Here is a 22,867-nt window from a genome sequence, read left to right as displayed (position 1 = left end):
TCGAAGACGGCGCTTGACTTCAACCAAAGTTGAGGTTGAAAACTGGTGCCCGTATCCGAGAGCGGACAGAAAGCTGATGAGAATGCGTGCGGTGGAAGTGAAATCGTTCGGCGGACCCGAGGTCCTGGCGGTCGTCGAGACGCCCGATCCGACGCCCGGTGCGGGCGAGGTGGTGGTGGACGTCTCGGCGGCGGATGTGATGTTCCTGGATGTGCGCCTGCGCAGCGGCTGGGGTCTGGACTTCTTCCCCGTCGACCCGCCCTACGTACCCGGCGGGGCGATCGCGGGCGTGGTGTCGGCGCTCGGCGAGGGCGTGGATCCCGCCTGGATCGGCAAGCGCGTGGCGACCAAGACCGCGGCCAGCGGCATCGGCGGCGGCCTGCCGATCGGCGGCTACGCGGAGAAGGCACTCGCCCGGCAGGATTCGCTCGCCGAACTGCCCACCGGATTGGACTTCATACCCGCCGCGGCCCTGGTCCACGACGGCCGCACGGCCTTGGCGGTGGCCCATCACGCGGCCCTGCGCCCCGGCCAGTGGGTACTGATCACCGCGGCCGGCGGCGGCCTAGGCACACTGCTGACCCAACTGGCGCGAGCCGCCGGTGCCCGGGTGATCGCCGCCGCGAGGGGTGCGGCGAAGCTCGACCTGGCCCGGCGGCTCGGAGCCGAACAGTTCGTCGACTACGAGGAGTCCGGCTGGGCGGACACGGTCCTCGAGGCCATCGGCGACGGCGTCGACGTCGTCCTCGACGGCGCGGGGGGCCGAATCGGCACCGACGCCATGGGCACCCTGACCCACGGCGGCCACTTCATCGGATACGGCAACGCCGCAGGCGATTTCGCCCCCATCACCCCCGAAGCCGCTGCGAGGCAGGGAGTCACGGTGACCACCCTCATGGACCTCACCCGAGGCGACCTCGACTGGCACGCCTTGGGCCTGAAGGCTTTCGGCGAGGCCGCGGCGGGGCGGTTGGAAGTGGTTGTGGGGCAAACTTTCGGCCTGGATGAGGCCGCCGCGGCCCATGCGGCCGTGGAGACGAGGGCGGCGGTGGGGCGGACGATCTTGACGGTGTGAGGGCGGGAACGGGCTTGCGTGTCGAAAGTGCTTCAACTTCCACGATCACCATCCGGGTGCCGGTCAGCGCCTCCGACAGACGAAAGTCGATCTGATTACGAGTGCGGGGCACATATGGATCGCAACGACCATGGTCATGAGCGTTGCCGAACGCCGAACTCGTCGCCCCGAGCTGGTAGGGGTTGAGGTCGCAGATCAGGGGCAGGTCGGATTCGCCGAACCATCGAACAAGTTCACGCAACGACCGGGGCGTACGTCCGACGCTGTGGACCGTGAAGTCGCCGTGGATGGTGTTCCCGGTGTAGATGTTGCTCCCGCCGACAGGAGCGGACGACGCGGTGGTGCCGGGGGTCAGGACCGCGCCGCGGTGGGGTCCGGCGGCCCCGAAAATCCCGCCCTCACCCCCGCAATCTTCGTATGACCCGCGATATTGCTGTCCGTCAGCCGTACCCCATTCCCGGTCGACTCGATGTCGGAAATCTCCAAAGCTGCCGCTACAAGTCCTTTCACATCGACACCGATCAGGACCTGAGGGGCATGCTGACGAACTGCCTCCAACACCGCGGCCGCAGCCTCCGCCAACTCCGAATCGCCGCCAGCTCCCGCATCGTCGAGATCTTCGGCCAATGACTCCTTCTTGGCATCGGAGTTGGGCCGACGCTCTACACCCGTCACGTCTACATCCCGATACTTCCTGGACAGTAGACCCTCGAGCCTGTCGTACGCGTCCTTGACCAACTGGCTCGCCGTCTGTGTGGCTCCCGCCAACGCACCAGCCGCGACCGCCGCGACAACCGCCGCTGTCACTGGATCCATCTGCCGAGCGTCCCCTTCGAACAACGCTTTTCGGTGTGCAAAATTAGCGCTGAAGGGCACTTCGTGTCCGAGGTTCCCATGCGACTTGCCGTGGCGGCTCACTGAAGCGCCACTGCCTCGGCCGCGCAGACGCAACCGGCGCCGCGGTGCGCCGACGTGACCACATGGCCTCAGCGGCCGGTCTCACCAGCGCGGGTTTCCGATTCCTCGGCTCACGCTTTATGGAAACGGTTGTACCGCAGTGTTCCCGCAGATAAAGGGACTCGGTGGGGCGGGTGGGGCTCGAACCCACGACCAACGGATTATGAGTCCGCGGCTCTAACCGACTGAGCTACCGCCCCCGACCGCTTGCTGCGGGCTGGGGCGATGGTACCGGGTGTGGGGGTGGTTCGCCTATTCGGGGACCGGGTGTCGGGGGTCAGTGGGTTGTGGTGGTTCGGGTGCCTCGGGGGACCAGTAGGGCGGCGAGTGCGGCGACTGTCAGGACTATCGCGGCGGCGATGTAGGAGGTCACCGTGAGGGCCGAATCGAAGGCGGCGGTGGCGGATTCGCGGATTTGGTGGGCGAGGGGGGCGCTCAGTTCAGTGGAGATCTCTATGGCGCCGCCTACCGAGTCGCGGGCGGTTCGCAGTTGGTCGCCCTGGAGGGGGAGGTCGGTCATGTGGGCGGTGAACAGGGCGCCGTGGATGCTGCCGAGTAGGGCTACGCCCAGGCCGTTGCCCAGTTCGTAGTTGGTTTCCTCGACCGCGCCGCCCTGACCGGCTCGTTCGGGTGGGACCGAGGAGACCAGGACGGCGGCGGCCGCGGTGATCGCTATGCCGTCGCCGATTCCCATGCAGATCAGGACCAGTGCGATGACGGGGTAGGTGGTCGGTTCGGGGGACAGGGCCAGGACCAGGAAGCCGAGGGCCAGGGTGGTCAGGCTGGCGACCAGGACGGTGCGGACGCCGATGTGGCGCAGTAGGGCGGGGGTGGCCAGGGAGCCCAACAGGGTGGCCACCGCGGCGGGGACGGTGCGCAGGCCCGCCTCGGCGGGGGAGTAGCCGTGAATGTACTGCAGCCACAACGAGATCAGATACAGCGCGGCGCCGATCGCGATCATCGCCAGCAGAGTGGCCAGGGCCGCCGCCAGGAAGACGGGGCGGCGGAACAGTCGGATGTCCAGCAACGGATCGGTCAGGGCGAGTTGGCGGCGGCCGAACCAGATCAGCAGTACGACACCGACGGCAAGCACCGCCGCATTGCCGACGATGTCCTCCCCGCGCGCGAGATGTTTGACACCCCAGGCGAATCCGACGATGCCCAGCACCGACAGCGGCACGCTGAGCCAGTCGAACGGACTCGCCGAGGGCACCCGATACTCCGGCAGCAGCCATACCCCGGCCACCACCGCGACCACGACTACCGGCACATTCACCCAGAACGCCGCGGCCCAGCCGAAATGCTGCACCAGATAGCCGCCCACGGTCGGGCCCACACACGCGCCCGCCCCGGCGATGGCAGACCAGATTCCGATGGCCCGGGTGCGCTCGCGGGCATCGGTGAAGATATTGCGGATCAGCGACAGCGTCGAGGGCATCACCATCGCCCCGCCCACCGCGAGCAGCACCCGACCGCCGACCAGTTGCGCGGTCGTGGTCGCGGTCGCCGCCACCACCGACGCGACCCCGAACAGCACGAACCCGAGCAGGAACAGCCGCCTGCGCCCGATCCGATCGCCGATGGCCCCGCAGGTCACCAGCAGCCCGCCGAGTATCAGGCCGTAGATGTCGACGATCCACAGCTGCGCCACCGCCCCGGGCCGCAGGTCCTCGATGAGCGAGGGCAGGGCCACATTCAGAATGGTGGCGTCCATCGCCACGAGCAACAGGCTCGCACACAGTACGGCGAGCATGGCCCAGCGGCCTCGAACCGGTGAAATATCCTCGGATTCGGCCTCGTTCGGCGTGGTCATGCGATCCCTTCGACACTCGTCTGGAAACGGGCAAGCGTGCAGCTATCCTATTTCCCCGGGCGAAGGGCGCGCCTCACGGTTTTCTCATCATCGATTCCGCACAGTGATCGGCATGAGGACGGTATTCGCCACGCGGCTCGCGACTGTGACCGGCTGGAGCTGGGCCGCGACCCTGCTCTACCTGCCGACGGTCGCGATCGTGGCCGCGGGCTGGCCCCGGCCCTACCGTGTCACCGTCAATCACGTGGGCGATCTGGGCGCGACGAGCTGCGCGCCACTGGCCGATATCGGCGGCGCGTACCGGTACGTGTGCTCGCCGTGGCATCTGAGCTGGATGCTCGCGACCGTGGCGCTGGGCGCGCTGACCGCCTCGGGGGCGCTGGCCTGGTCGGTGCGCGCCACTCAGCCGCTGCAACGCGCGGGCGGCATCCTGCTGACGGTCGCCGCCGTGGCCATGGTCATCGGCGCGCTCACCCCGGTGAATGTCGATCCGGCCACCCACGACGCGGCCGAGGTGCTGCGCTGGGCTGCGCAGCTGCTGGGCATGGTGTTCCTCGCGGTCGCGTTGCCGCACCGCGCGATTCGGGTGTGGACCGGGGTGTGCGCCGGAATATCCGCGATCGGCGGCTGGGCGCTCTACAGCGCGCCCGCGCTCGGCTTGGGGGCCGGGCTCGAGGAGCGGATCGCCTTCGACACCCTGGTGCTGTGGACGGGCGTGACCGGTCTGCTGATGCTGCGCGGCACCCTCGACCGGCCCGCCCGTCCCGCCGCGATCGGCCACCGGGCCGCGGCGCATACGCGCGGCTGACCCGGCGGCCGAATGCGGTTCAGCCCACGGCGGATTCGGCCGCCGCGTGCGCCGACAGCACGAACTGCAGATCCCCGCGGCGCGCGACCGACAGCTTGCGGTACACCCGGGTCAGATGCTGTTCGACCGTGCTGGTCGTAATGGCCAGCGATTCGGCGATATCGCGGTTGCGTTTGCCCAGTGCGGCCAGTTCCGCGACCCGGCGTTCGGCCGGACTGAGCGTCTCCACACTGCCCGCGGTCACCCGCACCCGCGGCGTCGGCGCGGTCGGCGCGGGACTGCGATCACCACGCAGCCGCCGCACCAGCGCCCCCGAACCACAGGATTCGGCCAGCCGCACCGCCTCGCGCAGCAGCGGTCGCGCCTTGTCGGCGTCGCCGATGGTGCGATGCGCGCGGCCCAATTCGGTCAGCGCCGTGGCCAATTCGTGGTCGTCACCGCCCGCGCGGGCCACCGCGACGGCCCGCCGCAGCAGCAGCACCCGGCGATGCGCATCGCCCGTCGCGGCCAGCAGCCGCAGCGAGACCGAACCCGTGCGATGCCGATCGGCGCCGCCGATCAGCTCCAGATGCATGGTGGCCAGCGCCTGGGCCCGCCGCCGATCCCCGAGTTCGAGATAGGCCGCGGCCAGATCGTTGCGCCAGGGCACCAGCCACGCGAAATCCAGATGCCATTGGCGCATCAGATTGCCGCACTGCCGGAACTGCCGTAGCGCCTCCTCGGGCCGCCCGGTCGCCAGGCAGTGATGGCCCCAGGCGTGCAGATACGGTAGGGCGAAGCGGGATTCGAACATCGCCCGGGGCACCGGACGGCCCAGTTGCGCCGCGGCCTCGGTATGTCTGCCCTGCGCCGTCAGCGCACGCACCAGCACCGCGATCGGCCGACCCACCCAGACACCGAGGTGTTCGGCGGGCACGAGATTCAGTGCGAGCGTGGCATTGTCGATGGCGCCGGTCAGATTTCCCTTGCGCAGCAGGGTTTCCGCGCGCAGCGCGGCGAAGACCGAACGCCAGGTGGGCGCCCGCCGGGCCTGCGCCTCGGCCAGCAGCGAGGTGCACCAGGCGTCGGCGGTATCGAGCCGATCGCCGTGAATCAGACAGTCGACCGCCGCGACCAGGGCCTCCACGGTGGTGACTGCCAGTCGGTGACCGGCCAGAATGCGTTGCGCCAGACCGGCTATCTCCGCGGGCGGATGCTGTACCGACAGCGCGGCCAGCAGATCCGCCGACTGGCGATGCGGTGAGCGCCGGTCGAAGGCGGCGCGCCCGCCCTCGCCGAGCCGCGTCGCGAACAACCGTCTGTGTCGTTCCACATGCGTGGGATGGGTGTAGCGCAACCACGCGCACAGGAAGTCCACGGCCGGATCGACGATCCGGTGCGGGCCGCGGTCCAGCCGAGCCAGCGCCTGATCGGCGTGCTGAGTGTGACCGTGCCACAGCATGTGCAGCACCGCGGTGGGCAGTTCGGTATCCGGCACCCGGCCCGTATACAGGGCCGCCTTGAGGCGGGCGAAGTTACGGGTACGAGTGGACGGATTGACGCGCCGTTCCACCGAGACCAGCCGGGTGGCGATGGCGGCGCGGCCGCTGGCCCGCCGACTGGCCCGGTAGGCCAGCTCCAAACGCTGTGCGGCGCCGTCGATATCGTCGTGGATGAGCGCCTCGTCGGCGGCCTCCACCAGTACCTGGGCGGCCCAGGTACTGCGCGCGTCCCCGGCGGCGACCAGCTGTGCGGCCACCGCGCCGGCGGGGAAGTCGTTGCGGTACAGAACCTCCGCGGCACGGGTGTGCCACGCGGTGCGCTCGTCGGCGGACAGCTCGCGCAACAGGCTGGCGGCCACCGACGGCGGATGCAACCGCTGTCCTTCGACCACCCCCATCGCGGTGAGATCCTCGACGACACCGCGGATGGTGTCCGGTTCGGCGTCCAACAGCGCGGCGACGAAATCGATATCGGAGGCGGCCCCCAACACCGCCATCGCCTGCGCTACCCGATGTCGCACCCGATCCGTGGCCAAGGCCGAGGCCAGGCTGTCCCCCTCCGGGCGCGGCAGACGCGCCGGATGTGGTTCGTGTGGACCGATGACGACCGCTGCCCGGCCTCGGTCCCGAGCGACCGACCGTTGCATGCTCGTTGTCCCTTCGTCGATCTGATGTACCCCGACTGAAGGGGTGCGCCTCGGCTGAGACGCGGTCTAGCGGGTAAGCGGCAACGTTGCAGCTGTGTACGTCGCGGGACGCACGGGAATTCAGCCGGTGCACAACGGTTTTCGTCGGCCGTCAAGGTGCATCCCACCACCGCAGACGACGGCCTGTCGCGTGAATTATGCTACATGTCAAGCTGTTTCGCGCATAGATTGGCATCAATGCCAACCGGCGCGAATGGGCATGGGCGATATGCGATGCAGGCCGCTGCGTCGCCGTCCACCGCCAGGAACAGAATCGGCCGGTCGACGGCGAGCAGACCGGCGTCGTGAGCTCGTAGATAGGCGTGTACCGGTGCGGCGGTATAGGGATCGCCGAGTTGCGGATCCACTCCGGCGACCGCCTCGGCGGGCGCGTCCAGCCGCTGCGCCAGCCGGTCGGCGAAATCCGTTGTGGGAGCGGGCGCGAGCAACAGCGCGCCGTCGGGGCCGAGGGTCAGGCGCTCGTCGTCGAGACAGCGGATCACCGCCTCCGCGGCCGCGCGCAGCGGATCGCCGCCCGGCCGCACCGACAGCGCGCGACGGCCCGCGGTTCCGGCCGCGGCCAGATCCACCCAGGCCGTCGGCGGTCCCGGCCGCAGGCAGACCTGTTGGAGCTCGCCGAATCCGCCTGTCTCGGAATCGGTTCGCAGCAGCATCGCCGCGCCGGTGGCGGTATAGGGAAAGCCGTCCACGGTGCGCTCGGTGGACGGATGGGTGTCACCGGAGATCACCAGGGCGTATTCGATATCGCCGAGTTCGAGGAAGCACTGCGCGGCCATGAGCGCGTGTACCAGGCCGGTGCCACCGTTCATCAGGTCGAAGGAGAACGCGGGCACCATGCCGGTCCGATACTCCAGGCCGACCTCGAGTCGCTTCTGCACCAGGGCGGCCACCGCCGGTTCGGAGATGTTGTGGTCGCGGAACACCCCGGCATTGAGCACCAGTCCGATGCGCTGCGGTTCGAGTTCGGCCCGGCGCAGGCAGGCGCGACCGGCGCGCGCGGCCAGCTCGAAATAGCTGCCGGTATCGTCGTCGGCGCAGACCGCGGCGGAAATGATTGCGGCAGACATGTTTTCACGCCTCCAATCGGGAAATGGTCGCGGCCAGATGTCCGGACACGACACCGGATGCCTCGGGTACGAGCAACACCTTGGAGCCCTTCGGAATCGACTGCCGCGCAAGATGTTCGTGCAATACCAGGAAGTGTGAAGTGGATGCGGTGTTACCGTATTCCTCGAATACGTTGAGCGCCTGCGGCATCGGTGTTTCGAAGTGCCGTTCGGTGAGCTGGCTGATATATTCGATGGCCGGGCCGGAGAACTGGTGATGGATCCAGTAATCGAATTTCTCACTCTCCCAGCCGAGTCCGCGTTCGGTGAGGAAATCGGCCATGCGCGAGATGCCCTGCTGATAACGCGATTCGCTGGCCAGTGCGCGGTTGTCGGTGTACATCGCGATGCCGGTGGTCTTCTCGCTCGGCATGCCCAGGCAGTGCTCGGCCCCGGCCGCGGTGGTCATCAGCTCGATGTAGTGGATCTCGTCATCGTCGTCGCCGCGGTCGTCGACGATCACCGCCACCGCCGCGTCGCCCACGGTCAGCGCCGCGAACTGCGGGTCGTAGGGCTGGCTGATCTCGCGGGTCGCGGTTTCGGCGATGGGGGTGATCTGCTCGCCGCTGACCACCAGCCCGTTGCGCACCACACCGGCCCTGATCATGCGGTCCAGCAGCAACACCCCGGTGATCATGCCCGCACACGCGTTGGACACGTCGAAGTGCAGCGCCCCGGTGGCGCCGATGGCCTCGCGCAGCATCGACCCGAAGGCCGGTGCGTAGCAGAAGAAGTCGGGCCCGCGGAAGCGGGTGATCGAGGCGGAGATCACCACGTCGAGGTCGGCGGCGCGGTGATCGGAGTGGCGCAGGCAGTCGTCGACGGCGGCCAGGGCCAACTCGAAGGAGGATTCGTAGCGGTGTGGATCGCGCGAATGTACGTGGCGGTTGCGGATTCCGGTGATGCGCTGCAGGTCCAGCGACCTGGGCACGGAGAGTGCGGCGATCACCTCGTCGGTCGAACGGACGCTGCTCGGTGTGTACGCGCCGATCGATTCGAAACGTGTACGCATGGCCCCCTACTCTCTGGTTGAAATACCCGAGTTCGGATGAATTCTGTTGCGAAGAAAAGGTATTGAATGAATTCACAGATACCTTTGGTACAGCAGCCCCGATGCCGGATCGGACATTACCACCGGGTACGCCCGTGGAATTGGTGTCGCGGCGACGGTTTAAAGCGGCGGCGGCCGCGAAAAGGCAAGGTGAGGCGACTTTTTGGAGGAATGGTTCCGGTATATTCGGATAGGGGGTCATAGGGGCCGCAGAGGAACCGGTTTCGGTACCGGGTGACACAGACAACGAGTTTGTCGGACCCACCTGGCATAGTTCGATCCCGATGGGACCCCTCGACGACGACGGCGCGACGCCGCTACCGACTTCGCTTCTGACCGTGCTGCTTTCGTGGCGCTCGGGCCAGGAGCTGGACGCGCAGGCCCTGTTGTTGGCGGCGGACGGCCGGGTCCGATCGCGGTCCGATGCGGTGTACTACAACGCGCCGCGGCATCCGTCGCAGGCGGTGACGCTGGATCAGCGGCCCGAACCGCGCACCGCGCGACTGTCGGTCTCGCTGCCGCGCACCGAATCCGACGTCGTCTGCGTGGTATTGGCGGGTTCGATCCGCGAGGAGGCCCTGACCGAACTCGCGCGCCCGGCCCTGACTGTGTTCGATGCCGAGGGGCCGGTGGCGCGCTGCGATATCACGCCCGCGCCCGGCGCGCGGGCCATGGAATTCGCGCGGCTGCTGTGGCGCGAGGGCCGCTGGTGGTTCTGTCCCACCGGCATGGGCTACGCGGGGCTCGCGGAGTTGTTCGCCGCCTTCGGCGTCCGCGCGATACCGCTGGATCGCGACGACATTCCCGCCCGAGCAGAAGAGACTCCGCCACCGCCGGAGCCGCGGCGTCCGGACTGGCATCCTGATCCGGACGACCCCGAGGCGCTGCGCTGGTGGGACGGCGAGCAGTGGACCGATGCGACGACCGCACGCGTAGCGCAGGATTCGCGCCTGTGCCCGCGCTGCGGTCGTCGGCGCGGTTGGCGGGTGCTCGGCGCGCCCGCGCCGTGCCGGACCTGCGCGGGGGAGATCGAGGACTATCTCGAATCCTGGCGTGCCCGGGTGTGGCGGGTGCTGACCTCGGAGGGGCCGCGGGGCCGGGCGTGGGACGAACTGTGGACCGCGTTGCGACGGCAGCGCATCGACATCGACACCGGCCGCGCGGCATTGCGCGGCCCCGGGTTGGCCTATGTCGAGCGGCTGGCCGCCTTCGTGGTCGCCGATGGCGAGGTGGGCGCGGACGAACTCGACCAGTTCGAGACCGCCGTCGACGCGCTCGCGCTGACCGGGCCGCAGGTGGAGGAGTTGCGCCGCTGGGTGCAGCGCGGCCGGACGCTGTCGCGGCTGCGCGCGGGCGAACTACCGGTGCGGCGAGCGCCCGGTCTGCATCTGGATCCGGAAGAGACTGTGCACCTGGACCTTCCGGCCGTCCGCATCCGGCAGCTGGCACGCGGGCCGCGACCGACCGAGGGACGTTTGATCTGCTCGTCCCGCAAGCTGCGCTTCATCGGGCCCGAGGCGGGCATCGAACTGCCCTGGTCGCGCATCGTCTCGGTGACGGTCGCGGACGGTGTGGTGGAGGTCGCAGCGACCTCGGCGCGCGGGGGCGCCAGTTTCGAGGTCGAGGATCCGGATCTGGTCGCGGCCGCGCTGGAAGGCGCGCTGCGCGTGGCCAAACGGCTCACCCTCGCCCCCGGTCGCCGTGACCGGCGCTCGATCCCACCCGAGCTCAAGGCCCAGGTGTGGCAGCGCGACGGTGGGCGGTGCGTGGACTGTGGAGCCACCCATTATCTGGAGTTCGATCACATCATCCCGCTCAGCCGAGGCGGCGCGACGAGCGCGGCGAATCTACAGATCCTGTGTCGAGGGTGTAACCGTACCAAGGGCGCACGTATCTGAACGACGACGGCCGGTGAAATCAGCCGGGGGGACGCACGCCATCGGGCCTCCCCTCGACCGGCACGCGCTCCGTTGCGCGAGCCGACCGTTATCGCCCTCAGCATTGCTGATGCGATCGTCCGTCCGCTTCGGGAATTAACCACTGTTCGGTCTTGAAACCTCTCACCCGTACCAAAAGGAGAGATTCAGGGCACACCGAGCAGATCCAGCACCGCACCCTGCAACACCGCGAGCACATCGGTGGTCTGCTCGTCGGCGGTGCCGCGGGTGTGGGCCGCGACGGTGAAGCCGAGACCGATCGACGCCGAGGCGACCTCCGGCGGCCCGAAATCCGACCAGCCCCACTTACTTCCGAGCACGCCCGGCAATCGGGCCGTGCCCCAATCCTGTTCGGTGCCGTCGACGGCGACCGACTCGGCGTCGGCCATCCAGGTCAGCAGCGCCGATCCGCGATCGGAGCGCATCTTGATCGCCAGAAAATCGGCCAGATCGGCGGTGCACGTGATCGCCGCGCCCCAGTCCGCGCCGCCGTGGGTGTTTGCCAGGTGATATTCGGCGGCCACCGCGTCGATGGCCCGCGGATATTTGGCCGCGAGCCGGGCCGCGGCCGCATCGTCGGATTGCCGGATCATCCGCTCGCCGAGCTGGCGGTCCTCCGGCGAGCCGTCGCCGCGGCGCAGCGCGTAATCGACCATGTACAGCTTGACCATCGACAATCCGTTGCGCGCTTCGTACTCGTTGGCGGTGCCCCAGCGAATATTCGGCACGATCCAGCGAAACGATAGGGCCGTCCGCGTCGGAACGACCGCCGGATCCGGCGGAGTCCACCCGCCGAGACTCGGCCCCGCCGCGAGGACGACCATCAGTCCGGTCAGCAATACTCGACAATTCATGCCCAGCCTCCGCGATCGGCCCGCCTTTCGGATCACTATGTGCCCCCAACCGTCCGATTCGTCGGATTTGCGCACGTCGCGCCCCTGGCTGGCAATCGTCGCGCCCGGCCGTTGCGGAAGCCATTGGGCACCGGCGCCTTAGGCGCGCCGACGGTCCGCGTGTGCTGACACGCCTTGTCCGAGGACAGATTCGAGGCGATCCATGCCCGGAGCGGCTCCGAATACGGGAGGCCGATACTTCCTACTGGTAGGTTCGGTGAAATCGCTTGTTCCACTTCTTCACCTGTTTCGAGAACTCGAGAAGAAAGGTTGCGATGAAATACGTATTCGCTGCGGGAGTACTGGGGGCCTCTGCCCTGGTATGCGGCATCATGTTTCCCGCGTCGTCGCCGGTGCACGCCGACTCCGGTGACGGTTCCGGCCAGGAGGTGACCTGCGAGGGTGTGACCGGCACGATCACCCTGGCCAAGGTCGATGACACCACCCTGAAGGTGAAGGGCAAGGAACAGGACCCCGATGCCGCGGCCGAGGTTTGCAAGGAGGAGAAGATCGACGGTACCGCCAAGAAGGTCTCCTTCGAGGAATCGGACGGCAAATGCGTGATCAAATCGAATCAGATCGCCGGTGAGGGTCAGGAGAAGGACGGCGACGAATCGACCGGCAAGGGCTCCGGCGAGGTGACCTTTCCCATGGACGGGAAGTCCGACGGCACGTTCACGATCAAGGTCGTCATGGCGAAGGACAGCGCCGAAGAGGCGGGCAGCACCATGAAGGTCACGGGGAAGTTCCCGACGAAGAACGTGACGCTGAAGGAATGCAGCGCCGCGGGTCTGGACAAGCTCACGTTGAAGGGAACCGGAACCGTCACATTCGACTGATCGGTGTGTTGGTGTCGTGCCGGGTCACCGGTGCGACACCAATGGATCAATACTTCCGATCCGAAGCGACGGCGGGCACGAATACTCCCATGTGTATGGCGACGAGGTCTCGGCGAGGATCGCGGTCCACATGGCTCGCAACCGGCGCGCCGTGCTGGTCGTCTGGGCGATCGCGGCGGCCGCGGGCATGCTCGGGCTCCCGCATCTGCTGAGTTCGCTGACCGCACCATCGATCGCGGTGCACGGCTCCGAATCCCATCGCGCCGGTACGGCATTGGGGCAGACCGTCCCCACGCTCGGCGACGAACAGGCGATCGCCGTATTCCACTCCGCCACTCGCCGCACAACCGATCCGGACTTTCGCGCCGCGCTCGCGGCGGGCAAGCGCGCCCTGGGTCGGCTGGACGAGGTCAGTGGCGTGGTGCAACTACCCATCGCGGGCGATCCCGAGGCCTCCGGCGGACTGCTGGAGTTCGTTACGCCGCTGCGTACGCTGCCGCGCGACGACCATATGGCCTATGCCGTGATCGGGCTCGTCGGCGACGAACGGCAGCGACAGCACTCCGCCACAGCGCAGCAGACGATCCTCGACGCCGCCGCGCGCGATGCCTCGGCGGGGAATGTACGCGGTTATCTCGTCGGCCCGTCCGCATTCGGGACAGCCGTCGAAGAGTCCGAGGCCCACGATGCCTTCAGAATCGAATTGATCGCGGTGCCGGTGGCGATTCTCGTGCTGCTGGCCGGGCTGGGGGTCTCGGTGGCGGCGTTGGTCCCGATGATCGTCGCCGGCGCTGCCGTCGCGACCACGCTCGGATTGTTCAGCGTGCTGACCGGAGTGTTCTCGGCCGATGGCATCACGCTGATCGCCGTCGACGCGGTGGGGCTGGGGGTCGGCATCGACTACGCGCTGTTTGTGCTGAACCGGTATCGGGAGGCGCTGGGCGCGGGCGTCGACCCCGAAGGCGCGCTGCGGATTTCGGCGGCGACGGGCCGGACGGTGGCGTACTCGGCGCTGCTGCTTGTGCTCGCGGTGGCGACACTGTTCGTCGTGCGCTGGGATGTGGTGGCGCAATTGGTGATCGGGACCATGATGGTGATCGCGGTGAGCTGTGCGGCCGCGATCACTCTGCTTCCGGCACTGCTGAGCGCGCTGACCGACCGGTTGGAATGGCGGCCGCGATGGCTGCGAGGACGCCGGGTGCGGGATGACCGCGACCGGGGGCGGCTCATGCGATGGGCGGACCATCTCACGCGGCATCCGTGGCCGTATGCCCTCGGGGTGACCGCCGCGCTGCTGATCCTCGTGATACCCGCGTTCGGTTTTCGGATCGGCATCGATCCTGAGGATCGTGCCCTCGCCGGCGCCTCCTTCGCCGATGGCCGCGCGATCGTCGAGTCCGACATTCCCGGATTGACCGGCCTCACAACGGTTCTGCTGCACGACCCCGGCGTGCCGCAGGGACCGGACAGCACCGCGCTCGTCGCCGCGCTGCGTTCGGATCCCGAGGTCGCCGCCGTCACCACGACCGGCGACGACGACCGGACCGCGGTGCTCGTCGTGCCCCACCACCCGTTCTACTCCTCGAAAGCCCAGGATCTCGTGGAGCGGATCCGCACCGAGATCCTGCCGCGGACCCAACCGCCCGGGGCGGAGGCCTTGGTCGGCGGGGCCAGTGCGCTGGCGGTCGACATTCTCACCGAGACCGGCGACAAGCTGTTGTGGTCGGCCGCGCTGGCGCTGGCGTTGATGGTGGGAGTCCTGATGGTCGCGCTGCGCAGTGTGCTGCTGCCGGTAAAGGCGCTGGCGATGACACTGGCGGCCACCGGGGCGGCGTTCGGACTTGTCGCCCTGGTGTTCCAGCGCGGCGGCGAACCGATCTGTCCGCAGGTACCGCTGATCCTGATGGCGGTCCTGTTCGGTCTCACGACCGATTACGAGCTGTTCCTGGTCCGCCGCATTCAGGAGGAGTATTTGGCCAACGGTGACAACCGCCGTGCGATAGCCGTCGGGCTGCAATCCTCGGCCCGTCCGATCACCCTCGCCGCCGTCATCATCGCCGTCACGTTCGGCAGCCTGCTGATCTCCTCCAGCACGACCATCCGCGCCATCGGATTCGCCGGAGCCGCTGCGTTGATCATCGACGCAACGCTGATCCGGCTGATACTGGTTCCGGCGCTGATGCAACTGTTCGGTCGCTGGAACTGGTGGTTCCCGGGGGGTCAGGCGGTGGCGGTGGTGCGCCCGGCGACCTCGGTGATCGCGCGCAGCGAAGACGCGGCCTTCAGCACCATTTCGGCGAACTCCTGCTCGGCATCGGAGTCCAGGACCACCGCGCCGCCCGCGCCGATGCGCCAGCGGCCCTCGTGGCGCACCGCGGTGCGGATGACGATATTGAGGTCGGCCGTGCCGCCGAGGCCGAGGAATCCGATGGCGCCCGAATAGATTCCGCGCGCCTCGGTCTCGAGGGCGTCGATGATCTCCAGGGTGCGCAGCTTCGGCGCGCCGGTCATGGAGCCGCCGGGGAAGCAGGCGCGCAGGCAGTCGACCGCGTCGATCTCCGGGCGCAGCCGTCCCCGGACCGTGGTGACCAGCTGGTGCATGGTCGTATAGGTCTCGGCCGCCATCAGCTGCGGCACGTGCACGCTGCCCAGTTCGCACACCCGGCCCAGATCGTTGCGCAGCAGATCGACGATCATGAGGTTCTCGGCGCGGGTCTTGGGGTCGAGTTCCAGTGCGCGGCGCAGATTCTCGTCGGCGTCGGGATTGCCGCCGCGCGGGGCGGTGCCCTTGATCGGACGGCTCTCCACCGTGCGGGTGCGGTCGACCTTCAGGAATCGCTCGGGGGAGGAGCAGGCGACCTCGAGATCGGGAAAACGCAGGAAGGCGGCGTAGGGGGCCGGATTGCACCGGCGCAGGACGCGATAGACGTCCAGGCCCGGGCAGTCGGCGTCGACGTAGGTGTTGTCGGTGAGGTTGACCTCGTAGGTTTCCCCGGCGCGCAACTGGTTTCGGATCTCGGCGATATCGGCGAGGTAGCGGTCGCGCCCGCGGGTCAGTCCGGCGGTCACGGCCTGTTCGTCGGCGGGCAGCGTCAGCGATACCGGTTCGCACCGGTCCGGCGCGGCGGCGACGGTGGCGCGCGTGGCCGCGAGCCAATCGCGGGCCGCCGCAAGGGTGTTCGCGTCGGCGAGGGTGAGCAGATGGGTGCGCCCGGCGAGGTGGTCGACCACGACGAGCCGATCGGCGAATACCCACTGCGCGTCCGGCATCGGCGAGCGGTGCCGCGCGGTGCCGCCGCAGTCCGCCTTGACCTCGTAACCCAGATAGCCCACGTAGCCACCGACGAAATCGAAAGGCACATCCGGGAATTCGATGCGCCGGCGACGCAGCTCACCGGACAGATAGTCCAGCACCGTGCCGGGCACTCGGCGGCTGTGCGATCCGGCGTCGACGCGCACGTGGCCCTCGCCCACCCGGTAGCGGACCAATTCGGCCAGCGGTCCGGACGCGTCGCCCAGATAGGAGAACCGGTCCAGGCCGGGTTCGACGTGGGTGCTGTCGAGCCAGAACGCCGTCGCCGAATCCGCGTACAGCGCGTCGAATACCGCCTCGGCGTCCACGGCCCGCCCGAGCGTCTCGTGCAGCACCCGCAGTTCGAGCGGTGCGTCGGCCGGTGCGGGGGGCGTGGTCGCGGGCACCGGAATCGGTCGCGGCGCCGGGCGAGGGGCGTCACAGGTGAGCCGTGCGAAATTCGCCAGCAGCATCATGCCGAATTCGCTGGAAACCGATTCGGGGTGGAACTGCACGCCCCACTGCGGGCGATGGCGGTGGCGCACACCCATGACGACTCCGTCGGGCGCGGTCGCGGTGATCTCCAGCGCGTCCGGCAGCGGCTGGGCCGCGCACAGCGAGTGGTAGCGCACCGCGATGAAATCCCTTGGCACACCGGCGAACAGGCCGCGACCGTCATGGGTGATGCGATCGGGATAGCCGTGCCGGGCCGCCGGCGCGGGCACGACCGCGCCGCCCGCGGCCAGCACGATGCCCTGATGGCCCAGACAGACCCCGAGCAGCGGCAGTTCGCAGTCCTCGATCAGCTGCCGGGAGATGCCGAAATCGCGGGCGATATCCGGGCGACCCGGTCCGGGGGAGATCACCACATTGTCGAATCGGGTGAGGTCCAACTCGGACAGATCGGCCACCTCGTCATTGCGCAGGACCACCGGCTCGATCCCGTTCACCGCACCGATCAGGTGGAAAAGGTTGTAGGTGAACGAGTCGTAGTTGTCCACCAGCAACGTGCGCAGCGGACCGGTTCCTGCGGCGGCCCCTGCTCGCCAAGGGGGCCGGGTCGTGCTCATGGTGCACACGGTAGCGGGTGTGGGCGAACCCCCCGCACACCGCATTGATGGCACATGCCCGCAGTTGTGATTCGATCGTGGTGCACAATGTGGGTCATGTCTGTGGTGCAACCGGCCGCGGTGGCGCGGGATGTGGTCGATTTCGCGATCGTCGGCGAGTGGATGGACGAGCGGGGTCTGCCCGTCGGCGAGTTCGAGGATGTGACCGTCCTCGGCGGCGGCACGCAGAACGTCATGGTGCGCTTCACCCGCGGCGGTGGCGACTATGTGCTGCGCCGCGGGCCGAAACATCTGCGCGCCAAGAGCAATGAGGTGATCCGCCGCGAGGCCCGCCTGCTCGCGGCGCTGGACGGCACCGGTGTGCGTGCGCCCCGGGTGATCGCCGCCTGCCCCGACGAGTCGGTGCTGGGCGCGGTCTTCTATCTGATGGAGCCGATCCACGGTTTCAATCCGGCCAACGAACTGCCCGAACCGTATGCCGGTGATCCGGAGATCCGCCGGCAGATGGGATTGTCGGCGGTGGAGGCCATCGCGCGGCTGGGCTCGGTCGACTATCAGGCGCTGGGCCTGTCGGATTACGGCAAGCCCGACGGCTTCCTCGAGCGGCAGGTGCCGCGCTGGCTGGGCGAACTGGAGTCCTACAGCGCCAACGAGGGCTATCCGGGCCCGGAAATTCCGGGCGTTGACCGGGTGGGCGATTGGCTCGATCGTCATCGCCCGCAGCGGTGGACGCCCGGAATCCTGCACGGGGACTGCCATCTGGCGAACATGATGTTCTCCTACGACGGCCCGCAGGTGGCGGCCATGGTCGACTGGGAGATGTCGACCATCGGCGATCCGCTGCTGGATCTGGGCTGGCAGATCGCCACTCGGGCGGAGCCGGGGACCACGATGTCGGCGCTGGTCGGCAAGCTCGGCGCGGTGGGCGGGCTGCCCACGCCCGAGGAGATGGCGGCGCACTACGGCCGGTTCTCCGATCGCGATCTGAGCCATGTCCCCTGGTACACCGTGCTGGCCTGTTTCAAGCTCGGCATCGTGCTCGAGGGGACCCACGCGCGCGCGTTCGCGGGTAAGGCGCCCAAGCAGGTGGGCGGTTTCCTGCATGCCATCACGCTGGAGCTGTTCGAGCGGGCGCACCGCCTCATCGAGTGACCGCATCTCGGCGAGGTTTGGCGGAATATTTGTGGCGATAAATTTTCTGCCAGTTTACGGTGTGTGCATGCCGATCGTCCCCGAAGACAAGGACTGGACCTGGGTCCTGTCCACGCCCTGCCCCGACTGCGGATTCGACGGGCCCGCCACGCCCTACGAGGCGGTGCCCGTGCGGGTGCGCGCCGCCGCCGACCGCTTCGCCGTGGTGCTCGAACGCCCCGATGTCGCTGTGCGCCCGGACGATTCGACGTGGTCGCCGCTGGAATACGCCGCCCATGTGCGCGATGTGTGCCGCATCTTCAGCCATCGCCTCGACGTGGCCCTGGGCGGTCCGGGCACCCCGCCGCGGATCGCCGGTTTCGCGGGCGAGGTCGGATTCGCCGACGGCCTACCGGTTTTCCAGAACTGGGATCAGGACGCCACCGCCGTGGCCGGGCGCTATCGGGAACAGGATCCGGCCACCGTCGCCGCCGAACTGGCCGCCGCGGCCGAAACCGTCTCCGGCGCCTTCGAATCCGTGCCGCCCGCCGATCGCGATCGCGGCGCGCGGCGCAGCAACGGCTCGCTGTTCACCGTCGAGTCCATGGCGCGCTACTTCCTGCACGACCTCGTCCATCACCTGCACGACGTTCACGCCTGAGCGCAGCGCACCATCGCCCGATGCAGATTGCGGGCGCGGGCGTCGTCGAGGATGGCCACGCCCAGGCGATTGGGGACATAACCGAAGCCCAATCCCGTACTCGGATCGGCGAATCCGACCGACCCACCCAGGCCGGTGGTGCCATAGGCCCGTTTGTCGGAGCCGAATCGGAAGCTGCCGCGCGACTTGCGGAAGCCGAGGTGATAGCGGCTGCGGGTCAGCAGGATCAGATCGTCGGCGGGGACGTCGTCGGCGGTCGCGGTCGTGGCGAGCCGGTCCAGGACGGCATCGTCGACGGGCAACTCGCCGGTGCGCGCGGCCGCCGCGCCGTAGAGGCGGGCCAGCGAGCGCGCGGTGCCGACGCCGCCGGAACCGGGATGTTCCACGCTCAGGTATTCGCGTTTGGCGGCTCGCGCGGGTACGCCCAGACGCGGGCTGCTCAGCGCCCGATAGCTCGAGCCGCGCCGGGCATAGAGCTGAGCGCCGATGCGCAACGGCACATCTCGCTCATATCGCAGGATGTCCAGACCCGTGGTGGCCGACAGCGTGGCGATCCGATCCATCGGCTCGCTGTCGGGCAGCCCGATGAAGAAGTCCAGGCGCAGCGGCGCGGCGAACCGCTCGGCGAATATCCGCCCGATGGTGCGCCCGGCCGGATCGACCCGACGAATCAACTCGTTCTGATACAGCCCCGCGGTGATGGGGTGATAGCCGTGCCGGGTGCCCGGACGCCACAGCGGTTTCTGCGCGGCGAGAATCTCGGCGAGGGCGTCCAGATCGCCCAGATCCCGCAGGCGCACCACCCGATCCAGTTCGGGCAGCCCGGCCTGATGATCGATCAGCTGGCGCACGGTGATCGATTCCTTACCGCGCGAACCGAATTCGGGCCAGTACCGCGCGACCGGGTCCTCGTAGTCCAGCAGCCCGCGCGAGACGGCATGGGCGAGAACGAAGGCGGCGACACCCTTGGTGGAGGAGAACACCGGCGCCATGGTGTCGCGCTCCCAGGCCACGGTGCGGCGGCGATCGCGGTATCCGGCCCACAGGTCCACCACCGCCCGATCACCGGCGTAGACCGCGACCGCCGCGCCGATTTCGCCGTGGCGCTCGAAGTTGCGACGAAAGGCGTCGGCCACCGGGCCGAAGCCCGCGTCCACCTCGCCGTGGATCTCGGGTGCTGCGTTCATAACGTCTCGATGGTAGCGGCCCGCCCGCGCGGTAGGAGGGCTCGTCACCTTCGCCAGACAGTCTCGATGCCGCCGCCCGCCCGTCAGGTCGTAGGCTCGTCATCGTGCGAGCACTGGAGCAGATTCGGGAGTGGCCGGTTCGGCATGCTGCGGCGGGGGTGGTGACCGCGCGGGGGGTGGCCGGAAGCGAGGGGGACGCCGATCGGGTGTTCGCGCTCGCCTCGGTGACCAAACCCCTTGTGGCGTACGGCGTTCTGGTCGCCGTGGAGGAGGGCGCGATCGAACTCGACCAACCGGCCGGACCGCCCGGCGCCACGGTGCGGCATCTGCTCGCGCACACCGCGGGCCTGGCCTTCGACACCACCGTCATCATGGCCGAACCCGGCACGCGCCGGATCTACTCCAGTGCGGGCTTCGAGGTGCTGGCTCGTTTCGTCGCCGAGCAGACCGGTATCGCGTTCGAGGATTATCTGCACGAGGCCGTATTCGAGCCGCTCGAAATGAAATCCTCGGTTCTGAACGGTTCGGCCGGACATGCCGCACGCTCCTCGCTCGCCGATATGCTGCGTTTCGCCGAGGAGTTGCTGAACCCCACCCTGCTGTCCGAGCAAACGCTGTCGGAGGCCACCTCGGTCCAATTCCCCGGTGTCAACGGTGTGCTGCCGGGTTACGGCTCACAGCGCCCCAACGATTGGGGTCTGGGATTCGAGATTCGTGATCACAAGACTCCGCATTGGACCGGTACGGCGAACTCGCCACGGACATATGGTCATTTCGGTCAGTCCGGCACGTTCCTGTGGGTGGATCCCGCGATCGGGGTGGCGTGCGTGGCACTGAGCGACGAGAATTTCGGCGATTGGGCGCGCGCGGCGTGGCCGCCGCTCAGTGATGCGGTCATCGCCGAGATCACACCGTCACACAACACGGGAGAAAAGTAACACCCGTAACTTCGGGCACTCCAGTAAACTCGGGCCACGCCGGCTCGACGGGTCGTTGGGGAAGACGTCACACGTCGAGTCTGGAGGTGTACTTGTGCGCGCATCGAATCAGTTCGCGGACGCGACCTGTGGTGTCGTGTACATTCATTCGTCGCCCGCGGCGCTGTGCCCGCACATCGAGTGGACCCTCTCCGCATCGCTGAAGGCGCCCGCGAAATTGCGCTGGACCGCGCAACCGGCCGCCTCCGGACAGCTGCGCGCCATCACCGACTGGGTCGGCCCGGTCGGCACCGCCGCACGGATTGCTCACGCTTTGCGGGCCTGGCCGGTTTTACGCTTCGAAGTCACCGAGGATCCCAGCGAAGGCGTCGACGGCGAACGCTTCTGTTTCGTCCCGGGGTTGGGCCTGTGGTCGGGGCCGACAAGCGCCAGCGGTGACGTAATGGTCGGCGAGATGCGCCTGCGCGCCATCGTGCGCGCCGCCCGGGAACGAGGTCGCCAAACCGACGCGGAAATCGCGGCCGATATCGACTACGCGCTCGGGACCGCGTGGGACGACGAGTTGGAGCCGTATCGCAGCGGGGGTGAGGGGGCGGAGGTCACCTGGTTGCGGCGGGATGTGGGGTAGACGGAATGTGAACCATTTGCGGTTCACCCGGACACACCCGAATGTCTTCTGGAGCAACGGTTTACGCTGGCGTGTCGATTTCGGGATACGGTAGCATTCGAACATGTTTTCGATACCCGAGTCGATCGCCGATCCGTCGGCCGAGGCGGCCGTGAGCCTGTTGGAGGCCGCGGCCGAGCAGGTGTCGAAACTGAACACGATCCCCCTGTCCAATCGCGACCGGTTGACGATGCTGCGACGGTTGGAGGCGGTGACGCGGGCATTGCCCGCCGTGGGGCTCGAGCTCGTCGCACAGCTGCACGAGCAGTGGGACACCGGTGAATTCGCCTCCAGCAGCATGATCGATGTGCTGGCCGACTCGCTGCGGATCACTCCCGCCGAAGCCCGCGCTCGCTGGCGAGCCGCCGACGACCTTGCGCACCACACCAGCCTCACCGGTGAGGTCCTCGACCCGGTCCTGCCCGCCATCGCCACCGCCCAGGCCGACGGCGTGATCGGCGCGGCACACGTGAAGATCGTGCGCGACACCCTCGCGCACCTACCGTGTGTCGTCGACGCCGAAACCAAAGCCCACGCCGAAGCCGAACTCGCCCACTACGCCACCCAATTGCGGCCCGACCAACTCCGCAAGGTCGCCGACAAACTCGAAGCCCTGATCAACCCCGACGGCGTCTTCACCGACGTCGACCGCGCCCGCCGGCGGTCGTTCACGCTGGGACGACAGGGGCCCGACTTGATGAGCAGATGCACCCTGATAGCCGACCCGGAATTGCGGGCGTACTTGGAGACGGTTCTCGCCAAGTACGCCAAGCCCGGCATCTGCAACCCCGACGACGACAAGCCGTGCGTAGAAGACGAACCCGATCCTGATACTTCCCAGCGGGATACTCGCAGCGCCCCGCAACGCCAGCACGACGGCCTCAAAACCGTCCTGCGAGACTCGATCGCCTCGGGGCGACTCGGCCAGCACCGCGGACTCCCGGTAACCAGGATCGTGTCGATGACCTTGCGAGAACTGGAAACCGCTCTCGGCACAACGCAGTCGACACATCCAGCGAGTTCGGCACCTTTGGACCGGGGCTGTCCCGCACGCCCGAAGTACGCGGCGAAAATGGTGGCTGCGATGGACGTGGCGAGCTCGGCCGAGGCGTCGGTTTCGAGGGGCGCGGTCGGCGCGGCGTATTCGGCGGAACCGGTGGGCGCGGTGAACGTTGCGTACCCGGTGGACGTGGCGAGCTCGGCCGAGGCGTCGGTTTCGAGGGGCGCGGTCGGCGCGGCGTATTCGGCGGAACC

The 22,867-nt window shown here is 68.3% G+C and carries 17 protein-coding genes, 1 tRNA gene and 1 pseudogene; 10 read left to right on the top strand and 9 right to left on the bottom strand.

What is annotated here, in order from left to right:
* Positions 1–82 precede the first annotated feature (82 nt).
* Complete coding sequence (locus NP4_RS16770) at positions 83–1,075, top strand: zinc-binding dehydrogenase (RefSeq protein ID WP_067998745.1); 993 nt, start codon at positions 83–85, stop codon at positions 1,073–1,075.
* Between the two features lie 351 nt (positions 1,076–1,426).
* Here NP4_RS16770 and NP4_RS16765 read toward each other — a convergent pair whose 3' ends face one another.
* The 3 genes from NP4_RS16765 to NP4_RS16755 all read right to left on the bottom strand — a co-directional run bounded on the left by NP4_RS16765 (position 1,427) and on the right by NP4_RS16755 (position 3,845).
* Positions 1,427–1,891 (bottom strand): Het-E N-terminal domain-containing protein, encoded by a 465-nt coding sequence (locus tag NP4_RS16765; RefSeq protein WP_067998743.1) that lies wholly within the window; start codon positions 1,889–1,891, stop codon positions 1,427–1,429.
* A 267-nt stretch (positions 1,892–2,158) separates the two neighbouring features.
* Positions 2,159–2,232: transfer RNA gene (locus NP4_RS16760), tRNA-Ile, on the bottom strand.
* 77 nt (positions 2,233–2,309) lie between these two features.
* Positions 2,310–3,845: an MFS transporter gene (locus NP4_RS16755; protein WP_067998741.1), complete on the bottom strand. Its 1,536-nt coding sequence runs from the start codon at positions 3,843–3,845 to the stop codon at positions 2,310–2,312.
* 112 nt (positions 3,846–3,957) lie between these two features.
* Here NP4_RS16755 and NP4_RS16750 point away from each other — a divergent pair, with 112 nt between their 5' ends.
* A complete protein-coding gene (locus NP4_RS16750; protein WP_114755798.1) occupies positions 3,958–4,653 on the top strand; it encodes a hypothetical protein in 696 nt (231 codons plus the stop codon).
* Positions 4,654–4,672: 19 nt separating this feature from the next.
* Here the strand turns inward: NP4_RS16750 and NP4_RS42655 are convergent, their stop codons facing one another.
* The 3 genes from NP4_RS42655 to NP4_RS16735 form a co-directional block, all read right to left on the bottom strand.
* Positions 4,673–6,781: a LuxR family transcriptional regulator gene (locus NP4_RS42655; protein WP_067998737.1), complete on the bottom strand. Its 2,109-nt coding sequence runs from the start codon at positions 6,779–6,781 to the stop codon at positions 4,673–4,675.
* 200 nt (positions 6,782–6,981) lie between these two features.
* A complete protein-coding gene (locus NP4_RS16740) occupies positions 6,982–7,908 on the bottom strand; it encodes a beta-ketoacyl-[acyl-carrier-protein] synthase family protein (protein ID WP_067998736.1) in 927 nt (308 codons plus the stop codon).
* Positions 7,909–7,912: 4 nt separating this feature from the next.
* On the bottom strand, positions 7,913–8,959 hold the full coding sequence (locus NP4_RS16735) for a 3-oxoacyl-ACP synthase III family protein (protein ID WP_067998734.1): 1,047 nt from the start codon (positions 8,957–8,959) through the stop codon (positions 7,913–7,915).
* A 323-nt stretch (positions 8,960–9,282) separates the two neighbouring features.
* Here NP4_RS16735 and NP4_RS16730 point away from each other — a divergent pair, with 323 nt between their 5' ends.
* A complete protein-coding gene (locus tag NP4_RS16730) occupies positions 9,283–10,896 on the top strand; it encodes a TerD family protein (protein ID WP_067998732.1) in 1,614 nt (537 codons plus the stop codon).
* A 185-nt stretch (positions 10,897–11,081) separates the two neighbouring features.
* On the opposite strand, the gene NP4_RS16725 is transcribed toward NP4_RS16730, so the two are convergent.
* Positions 11,082–11,789 (bottom strand): hypothetical protein, encoded by a 708-nt coding sequence (locus NP4_RS16725; RefSeq protein WP_067998730.1) that lies wholly within the window; start codon positions 11,787–11,789, stop codon positions 11,082–11,084.
* Between the two features lie 314 nt (positions 11,790–12,103).
* Here NP4_RS16725 and NP4_RS16720 point away from each other — a divergent pair, with 314 nt between their 5' ends.
* Both NP4_RS16720 and NP4_RS39970 read left to right on the top strand, forming a co-directional pair.
* The gene (locus NP4_RS16720) at positions 12,104–12,667 is read left to right on the top strand and encodes a hypothetical protein (RefSeq protein WP_067998728.1); all 564 of its coding nucleotides are present in this window, start codon (positions 12,104–12,106) and stop codon (positions 12,665–12,667) included.
* Positions 12,668–12,797: 130 nt separating this feature from the next.
* Positions 12,798–14,867: pseudogene (locus NP4_RS39970) on the top strand (MMPL family transporter); the annotation flags it as partial.
* A gap of 20 nt (positions 14,868–14,887) precedes the next feature.
* On the opposite strand, the gene pabB reads toward NP4_RS39970, so the two are convergent.
* Positions 14,888–17,029, bottom strand: coding sequence for an aminodeoxychorismate synthase component I (gene pabB / locus NP4_RS42650; RefSeq protein WP_067998722.1), 2,142 nt, complete (start codon positions 17,027–17,029; stop codon positions 14,888–14,890).
* 102 nt (positions 17,030–17,131) lie between these two features.
* Here pabB and NP4_RS16695 point away from each other — a divergent pair, with 102 nt between their 5' ends.
* A complete protein-coding gene (locus NP4_RS16695; protein ID WP_373863841.1) occupies positions 17,132–18,181 on the top strand; it encodes a phosphotransferase family protein in 1,050 nt (349 codons plus the stop codon).
* Between the two features lie 67 nt (positions 18,182–18,248).
* Positions 18,249–18,821 carry a DinB family protein gene (locus tag NP4_RS16690; protein ID WP_067998720.1) on the top strand — a complete coding sequence of 191 codons (573 nt, stop codon included), beginning with the start codon at positions 18,249–18,251 and terminating at the stop codon, positions 18,819–18,821.
* Here the strand turns inward: NP4_RS16690 and NP4_RS16685 are convergent.
* Positions 18,812–20,008, bottom strand: a complete 1,197-nt coding sequence (locus NP4_RS16685; RefSeq protein WP_067998718.1) for a serine hydrolase domain-containing protein — start codon at positions 20,006–20,008, stop codon at positions 18,812–18,814. The genes NP4_RS16690 and NP4_RS16685 overlap by 10 nt on opposite strands.
* A 104-nt stretch (positions 20,009–20,112) precedes the next feature.
* Between NP4_RS16685 and NP4_RS16680 the strand changes: the two genes are divergently transcribed.
* From NP4_RS16680 to NP4_RS16670, 3 genes are all read left to right on the top strand, one after another.
* Entirely contained in the window at positions 20,113–20,946 is an 834-nt protein-coding gene (locus tag NP4_RS16680) for a serine hydrolase domain-containing protein (protein WP_067998716.1), read from the top strand.
* 94 nt (positions 20,947–21,040) lie between these two features.
* A complete protein-coding gene (locus NP4_RS16675; protein WP_067998714.1) occupies positions 21,041–21,574 on the top strand; it encodes a DUF3145 domain-containing protein in 534 nt (177 codons plus the stop codon).
* 103 nt (positions 21,575–21,677) lie between these two features.
* The coding region (locus NP4_RS16670; RefSeq protein WP_156524918.1) for a DUF222 domain-containing protein at positions 21,678–22,867 on the top strand (1,190 nt) is incomplete at its 3' end.

Origin of the sequence: Nocardia pseudobrasiliensis NBRC 108224, from assembly GCF_001613105.1 — a bacterium.
Lineage (GTDB): Bacteria > Actinomycetota > Actinomycetes > Mycobacteriales > Mycobacteriaceae > Nocardia > Nocardia pseudobrasiliensis.
The sequence above is the reverse complement of the archived record's forward strand: the minus strand, read 5'-3'. Positions and strand labels throughout refer to the sequence as shown.